At 68.8% G+C, this 6914-nt stretch carries 4 protein-coding genes and 1 pseudogene; 4 read left to right on the top strand and 1 reads right to left on the bottom strand.

Features of this window, described 5'->3' with window-relative positions:
* The 3 genes from ACTWQJ_RS43655 to ACTWQJ_RS43645 all read left to right on the top strand — a co-directional run.
* The coding region (locus ACTWQJ_RS43655; protein ID WP_443311947.1) for a VWA domain-containing protein at positions 1-699 on the top strand (699 nt) is incomplete at its 5' end.
* Positions 700-878: 179 nt separating this feature from the next.
* Positions 879-2594, top strand: coding sequence for a methionine--tRNA ligase (gene metG, locus ACTWQJ_RS43650; RefSeq protein ID WP_443311946.1), 1716 nt, complete (start codon positions 879-881; stop codon positions 2592-2594).
* Between the two features lie 117 nt (positions 2595-2711).
* Positions 2712-3077, top strand: coding sequence for a PH domain-containing protein (locus tag ACTWQJ_RS43645; protein ID WP_385270129.1), 366 nt, complete (start codon positions 2712-2714; stop codon positions 3075-3077).
* Positions 3078-3181: 104 nt separating this feature from the next.
* Here the strand turns inward: ACTWQJ_RS43645 and aspS are convergent, their stop codons facing one another.
* Positions 3182-4945, bottom strand: a complete 1764-nt coding sequence (aspS, locus tag ACTWQJ_RS43640; RefSeq protein ID WP_443311945.1) for an aspartate--tRNA ligase — start codon at positions 4943-4945, stop codon at positions 3182-3184.
* 145 nt (positions 4946-5090) lie between these two features.
* On the opposite strand from aspS, the pseudogene ACTWQJ_RS43635 reads away from it, so the two are divergent.
* Positions 5091-6914: pseudogene (locus ACTWQJ_RS43635) on the top strand (SpoIIE family protein phosphatase); the annotation flags it as partial.

Genomic DNA, 6914 nt, shown 5'->3' with positions numbered 1-6914 from the left:
ACGGGTGGTGCGGGTGGGAACGAAGACCCGGCCGAAGGCCGTGTGCCCGTCTCCTCAACCCTCCGCACCGCCTACACCGCAGCCGCAGCCACCCTCACCTCCCACAACCTCACCCACACCACCGCCAAGATCTACCTCGTCCTCGACCGCTCCGCCTCCATGCGCCCGTACTACAAGGACGGCTCCGCCCAGGCCCTCGGCGACCAGACCCTCGCCCTCGCCGCCCACCTCGACCCGGCGGCCCCCGACGCAACGGTCCACGTCGTCTTCTTCTCCACGGAAGTGGACGGCACCGCCGACCTCACCCTCACCGACCACGAGACCAAGATCGACGACGTCCACGCCTCCCTCGGCCGCATGGGCCGCACCAGCTACCACGTAGCCGTGCAGGAAGTGATCACCCACCACCAGAAGTCGGACCCCTCCACCCCCGCCCTGGTGATCTTCCAGGTCGACGGCGCCCCCGACGCCAAGACCCCCGCCACCCAGTCCCTCACCGAAGCCGCGAAGACCCACCCCCACATCCACTTCACCTTCGTCGCCTTCGGTGAGCACGACAACAAGGCCTTCGACTACCTCCGCAAGCTGAAGACGGACAACACGTCCTTCTTCCACGCGGGCCCCACCCCCAAGGAGCTCACCGACACCGAGCTCTACGAGGGCGTCCTCGCCCACTGGCGCCCGCAAAGCCCGCAGTAAGCCCGCCACGAGCGCGCCGTGAGCCCGCCGTAGCCGCACAACGAAAAACCGGCCGCCCGCTTCCACCCTGTAAAACAGGAAGCGGGCGGCCCGCCCATGTCGGCTACGATTTCAAGGTTCCGAGACGACCAGAGAAACGACGATCGTCACCCCCTGTAAAAACCTGGGAGCAGCCCGCGATGGCTCGACACCTCATCACCAGCGCCCTTCCGTACATCAACGGGATCAAGCACCTGGGCAACATGGTGGGGTCCATGCTCCCGGCGGACGTGTACTCCCGTTACCTCCGCCAGCGCGGCCACGACGTCCTCTACATCTGCGCCACGGACGAGCACGGCACCCCCGCGGAGCTGGCGGCCAAGGAGCAGGGCATCCCGGTCGACGAGTTCTGCGCCCAGGCGCACGACGCCCAGAAGGCGGTCTACGACGGCTTCAACCTGGCCTTCGACTACTTCGGCCGCAGCTCCTCCCCCCAGAACCGTGAGATCACCCAGGAGATCGCCCGCGAGCTGAAGGCGAACGGCTTCATCGAGGAGCGCGCGATCCGCCAGGTGTACTCGAACGCCGACGGCCGTTTCCTCCCGGACCGCTACATCATCGGCACCTGCCCCCACTGCGGCTACGACAAGGCCCGCGGTGACCAGTGCGAGAACTGCACCCGCGTTCTGGACCCCACCGACCTCATCGACCCGCGCTCCGCGATCAGCGGCAGCAGCGACCTGGAGGTCCGCGAGACCAAGCACCTCTTCCTCCTGCAGTCGGCACTCGCCGGAGAGGTCGAGGCCTGGGTCGACGAGCGAGCCGACAACTGGCCCGTCCTCGCCTCCTCCATCGCCCGCAAGTGGCTCACCGAGGGCCTGCACGATCGCGCCATCACCCGCGACCTCGACTGGGGCGTCCCGGTCCCCGCGGACACCTGGCCGGACCTCGCGGCCGAGGGCAAGGTCTTCTACGTCTGGTTCGACGCCCCGATCGAGTACATCGGCGCCACGAAGGAGTGGGCGGACCAGGACCCGGAGAACCGCGACTGGCGCTCCTGGTGGTGGGAGTCGGACGCGGACGTCCGCTACACGCAGTTCATGGGCAAGGACAACGTCCCCTTCCACAGCGTGATGTTCCCGGCGACCCTGCTGGGCACCCGCGCCCCGTGGAAGAAGGTCGACGTCATCAAGGCCTTCAACTGGCTGAACTACTACGGCGGCAAGTTCTCCACCTCGCAGCAGCGCGGCGTCTTCACGCACGACGCCCTCGAAATCCTCCCCGCCGACTACTGGCGCTACTTCATGATGGCCAACGCCCCCGAGTCGGACGACGCGTCCTTCACCTGGGAGCACTTCACGGCCACGGTGAACAAGGACCTGGCGGACACCCTCGGCAACTTCGTCAACCGCGTCCTGTCCTTCTCCCGCAAGCGCTTCGGCGACGAGGTCCCGGCCGGCGCGGAGCCCGGCGAGGCAGAGGCGAAGCTCGGCGAGGAGATCGCGCGGCTGCTCACCGAGTACGAGGAGCAGATGGAGGCCATCCAGTTCCGCAAGGCGGCGGCCGCCCTCCGCGCCCTGTGGTCGGCCGGCAACTCCTACCTGGAGGAGAAGGCCCCCTGGCTGGAGATCAAGACCAACCCGGAGGGTGCCGCCCTGACCCTCCGTACGGCGATGAACCTCATCCACCTCTACGCGGTGGTCTCGGAGCCCTTCATCCCGACCTCCTCGGCGGCCATGCGCTCGGCGTTCGACCTCAAGGACGACACGGCGACCTGGGTCACCGAGGAGGAGGCGAAGTCCCTGTCCTCCGTGCCCGCCGGCACCCCCTTCACCGTCCCGCCGGTCCTCTTCGCCAAGCTCACGGACGACGACCTGGCGGCGTACAAGGAGCGCTTCGGCGGCGAGCCGGCGTGATCGGCACCGGTTGCACGCCATGATCTGGACACAGTGGCCACATATGAAGATCATGTGAAGCCATTGCCGCATCGGCTCACGCACAACGCGTGAGCCGACCGAGTGGGGGGTCCATCCATGGCACTGTTCGGAAACGCACACAGCATCGATCCGGGGACGGCCCAGCAGGACTACGCGCGTCTGCTGGGCCAGGGGGAGCAGGTGCACGCCGCGTACCTGCTGATCCGCGACACCATCCTGTTCACCGACCGCCGTCTCATCCTGGTCGACAAGCAGGGCATCACCGGCAAGAAGGTGGAGTACCACTCCGTCCCGTACCGCAGCATCACCCACTTCGCGGTGGAGACGGCCGGCACCTTCGACCTCGACGCCGAACTGAAGATCTGGCTCTCCGGCTCGGCCGCACCGATCCAGAAGACCTTCACCAAGGGCGTCGACATCTACGAGGTCCAGGCGATCCTCACCCAGTTCGTGGCGAGGTAGTCCGACCCGGACCTTATGGCGCGTCAATAGGTGCTGACTGAGAGCCCTGCGTACGTCAGTGGCCCGGAACCGGCGTCGGTTCCGGGCCACTCACGCCGCGTGGGTTACTTCGGCTGCGGCTTGCGCACCGACAGGTGCAGCTCCTTCAGGCGCGCCTCCTCCAGCTCGGTCGGCGCGCCCATCATCAGGTCCTGGGCGTTGCCGTTGAGCGGGAAGGCGATGGTCTCGCGGATGTTCGGCTCGTCGGCGAGCAGCATGACGATGCGGTCGACGCCGGGCGCGATGCCGCCGTGCGGCGGGGCGCCGAAGCGGAACGCGCGCAGCATGCCGGCGAACTTGTCCTCGACGGTCTCCCGGTCGTAGCCCGCGATCTCGAAAGCCTTCAGCATGATCTCGGGCTCGTGGTTCCGGATCGCGCCGGAGGACAGCTCGACGCCGTTGCAGACGATGTCGTACTGCCAGCCCAGGATGTCCAGGGGGTCCTGGGTCTCCAGGGCCTCCAGGCCGCCCTGCGGCATCGAGAACGGGTTGTGCGAGAAGTCGATCGCGCCGGTCTCCTCGTCCTTCTCGTACATCGGGAAGTCGACGATCCAGCAGAACCGGAAGACGCCCTCCTCGAAGTGCCCGGCCCGCTTGGCGGCCTCGACCCGCACCGCGCCCATGATCTTCGAGACCTCGTCGAACTCGCCCGCGCCGAAGAACACGGCGTGACCGGCCTCCAGGCCGAGGCGCTCGGTGAGGACCTTGACGTTCTCCTCGGTGAGGAACTTGGCGATCGGGCCGGACAGCGAGCCGTCCTCGCCGACGCGCACCCAGGCCAGGCCCTTAGCGCCGAGCGAGACGGCGAAGTCACCGAGTTGGTCGAAGAACTTGCGGGGCTGCCCGGAGACGTCCGGCACCGGCAGCGCGCGCACGTGCTTGCCCGCGAACGCCTTGAAGTCGGAGCCCTCGAAGATGTCGGTGATGTCCACCAGCTCGAGCTGGGCGCGCAGGTCCGGCTTGTCGGAGCCGTACTTCAGCATCGCCTCGCGGAACGGGATCCGCGGGAACGGGGACGTCACGTGACGGCCGTTGCCGAACTCCTCGAACAGCTCCGTCATCAGCTTCTCGACGGGCTGGAAGACGTCCTCCTGCTCGACGAAGGACATCTCGATGTCGAGCTGGTAGAACTCGCCCGGCGAGCGGTCGGCGCGGGCGTCCTCGTCGCGGAAGCAGGGCGCGATCTGGAAGTAACGGTCGAAGCCGGAGATCATCAGCAGCTGCTTGAACTGCTGCGGGGCCTGCGGCAGCGCGTAGAACTTGCCCGGGTGGAGGCGGGAGGGCACGACGAAGTCGCGGGCGCCCTCCGGGGAGGTGGCGCTGAGGATCGGGGTCGCCATCTCGTTGAAGCCCAGCGCCGTCATCTTGTGCCGGATCGCCGAGATGACCGCCGTACGCAGCATGATGTTGCGGTGCATACGCTCGCGGCGCAGGTCCAGGAAGCGGTACTCCAGGCGCCGCTCCTCGTTGACCCCGTCCTCGGTGTTGATCGTGAAGGGGAGCGGGGCGGCAGCGCCCAGCACCTCCACCTCGCCGACCTCGATCTCGATCTCGCCGGTCGGCAGGTCGGGGTTGATGTTCTCGGTGCCGCGGGAGACGACCTTGCCGTCGACCCGTACGACGGTCTCCTTGGAGAGCTTGTCCAGGGCCTCGTAGGCGACCGTGTTGGGACGGGCGACGAGCTGCGTGATGCCGTAGTGATCGCGCAGATCGATGAAGAGGATGCCGCCCAGGTCGCGCCGATTGTGCAGCCAGCCACTCAGCCGGACGTCGGTGCCGACGTCAGAGGCGCGGAGCTCGCCGCAGGTGTGGGACCTGTACCGATGCATCGTCGTTCATCCAGTCTTCGCGGATCGGGGCGTGTTTCACGTGAAACTTCTCCCCAGGGTACCGGCCACCCGCGACGGCCTCCCCACCATTAGGTGCGTGCGGCACCAGTGGCACCCTTCGATCACCTCTTCTTAGAGTGGGCCAATGCGTATTGGTGCGCCCCTTCCCGCTGTGGGGCAGGTCCTCGCCGCCCTCGCGACCGGCATGTGGCACTGGGACACGGCCACAAAGCTGGTCACCGTGGACGCCGAGGCCGCTCGGCTGCTCGGACTGCCCGCCGAACAGTCGACCCTGACCGAATCCCAGGCCCGGGCGCGCCTCCACCCGGTCGACTGGAACGAGATCGTCAGCGTCATCGGTCTCGCCGTCGCCGAGCGGACACTCGCCGAGGTGCGGGTGCGGATCATGGACGAGCGGGGCCGGGTGATCCGCACCGTGCGCAGCCGCTCCAAACCGAGCTTCGACCCCGAGCGCCGGGCGTACCAGCTGATCGGCACCCTCCAGGAGGTCACCGACCCGTCGCCGGGCACACCTGCGGGGCGCCGTGCGGTCACCGGCGACTGGCGGCGCTCCCGGGAGGCGTTCCTGCTGGACGCGGGCCGGGCGCTGGCCGAGGCGCGGTCCACGGAGGAGGTGCTGCGGGTCGCGGCCGGGCTGTCGATGCCCGGTTTCTCACCGGACGGGCTCGCGGTGTTCGGCGTGGAGGCCGACCGGCTGACGGTCATCGGCCACCACGGCTACCGGCCCGGCGATGAGAAACGCTTCACGCACATGCCGGTGGAGACCGACTATCCGGCGGCCGAGGTGGTGCGCACCGGCCGGGCGGTCTACCTCTCCTCCCCCGAGGAGTACAAGTCGCGCTATCCGCTCACCTGGCCGCTCGCCGAGCAGTTCGGCCGCCAGTCCTGGGCCTTCCTGCCGCTGAGCTTCGCCGGACGCACCATGGGCGCCTGGATGGCGGGCTTCGCCTATCCGGTGGCGTTCACCCCGGACGAACGATCCGTGCTGACGACGGTCGCCCGTATGCTCGCCCAGGCCCTCGGCCGGGCCGGCGCCGCCGAGTCGGAGCGGGAGCTCACCGACGGCCTGCAGCGCTCCATGCTGCCCACGCTGGGCCCCGAGATCCCCGGCATGAGCGTCGCCGCCCGCTACATCCCCACCGGCGGCGGACTCCAGGTCGGCGGTGACTGGTACGACATGATCCCGCTGCCCAACGGCCGCTTCGCCCTCGTCATCGGCGACGTGCAGGGACATGACGTACGGGCGGCCGGCCTGATGGGCCAGCTGCGGATAGCGCTACGGGCGTACGCGGCCGAGGGCCACCGCCCGGACGCCGTGCTCTCGCGCGCCTCCCGCTTCCTGCACGGCATCTCCACCGTCGACGAGGACCCCGCCGACCTGCGCTTCGCGACCTGCCTCTACGTCGAGGCCGACCCCGCGACCGGCGTCCTGGACATCGCCCGCGCCGGACACCCGGACCCGGCGATCCGGCTGGCGGACGGCACGGTGCTGAAACGTCCGACGGACGGCGGGCTGCCGCTCGGCATCGACCCGGACGCCGACTACCCCACCACGCGGTTCCTCCTGGAACCGGGCGAGACCATGATGATCTGCACCGACGGCCTCATCGAGACCGGCGGGCACGATCTGGAGTCGGGCTGGCTGCGCATCCGGACGGTCCTCGAGGAGCACAAGGGGACGAGCTGGAGGAACTCGCCGACGCCCTGGTCCAGGCCGTACACGGGCCGTCCTCCCACCACACCACCGGCCCGCTCGCCGACCGGCGCGAGGACGACATCGCCGTGCTGCTGCTGTCCCGGCAGGGCGAGGAATACAGCTACGGCGACACCGTGACCGACCGGCCGGCCGTGCGCCGTACGATGCTCACCGTCGCCCAGGACGAGCCGGAACGCGTCGCCGTGGCCCGGCAGGAGCTGAGGGACCTTCTGCACGACTGGTCCTCGGCCG

It is taken from the genome of Streptomyces sp. KR55 (assembly GCF_052245645.1).
GTDB lineage: Bacteria > Actinomycetota > Actinomycetes > Streptomycetales > Streptomycetaceae > Streptomyces > Streptomyces flavusporus.
The sequence above is the reverse complement of the archived record's forward strand: the minus strand, read 5'-3'. Positions and strand labels throughout refer to the sequence as shown.

What these genes read in the sequence shown, in the direction of transcription:
- metG (WP_443311946.1), top strand. Translation starts at nt 879, where the DNA reads ATGGCTCGACACCTCATCACCAGCGCCCTTCCGTACATCAACGGGATC.
- ACTWQJ_RS43645 (WP_385270129.1), top strand. Translation starts at nt 2,712, where the DNA reads ATGGCACTGTTCGGAAACGCACACAGCATCGATCCGGGGACGGCCCAG.
- aspS (WP_443311945.1), bottom strand. Translation starts at nt 4,945, where the DNA reads ATGCATCGGTACAGGTCCCACACCTGCGGCGAGCTCCGCGCCTCTGAC.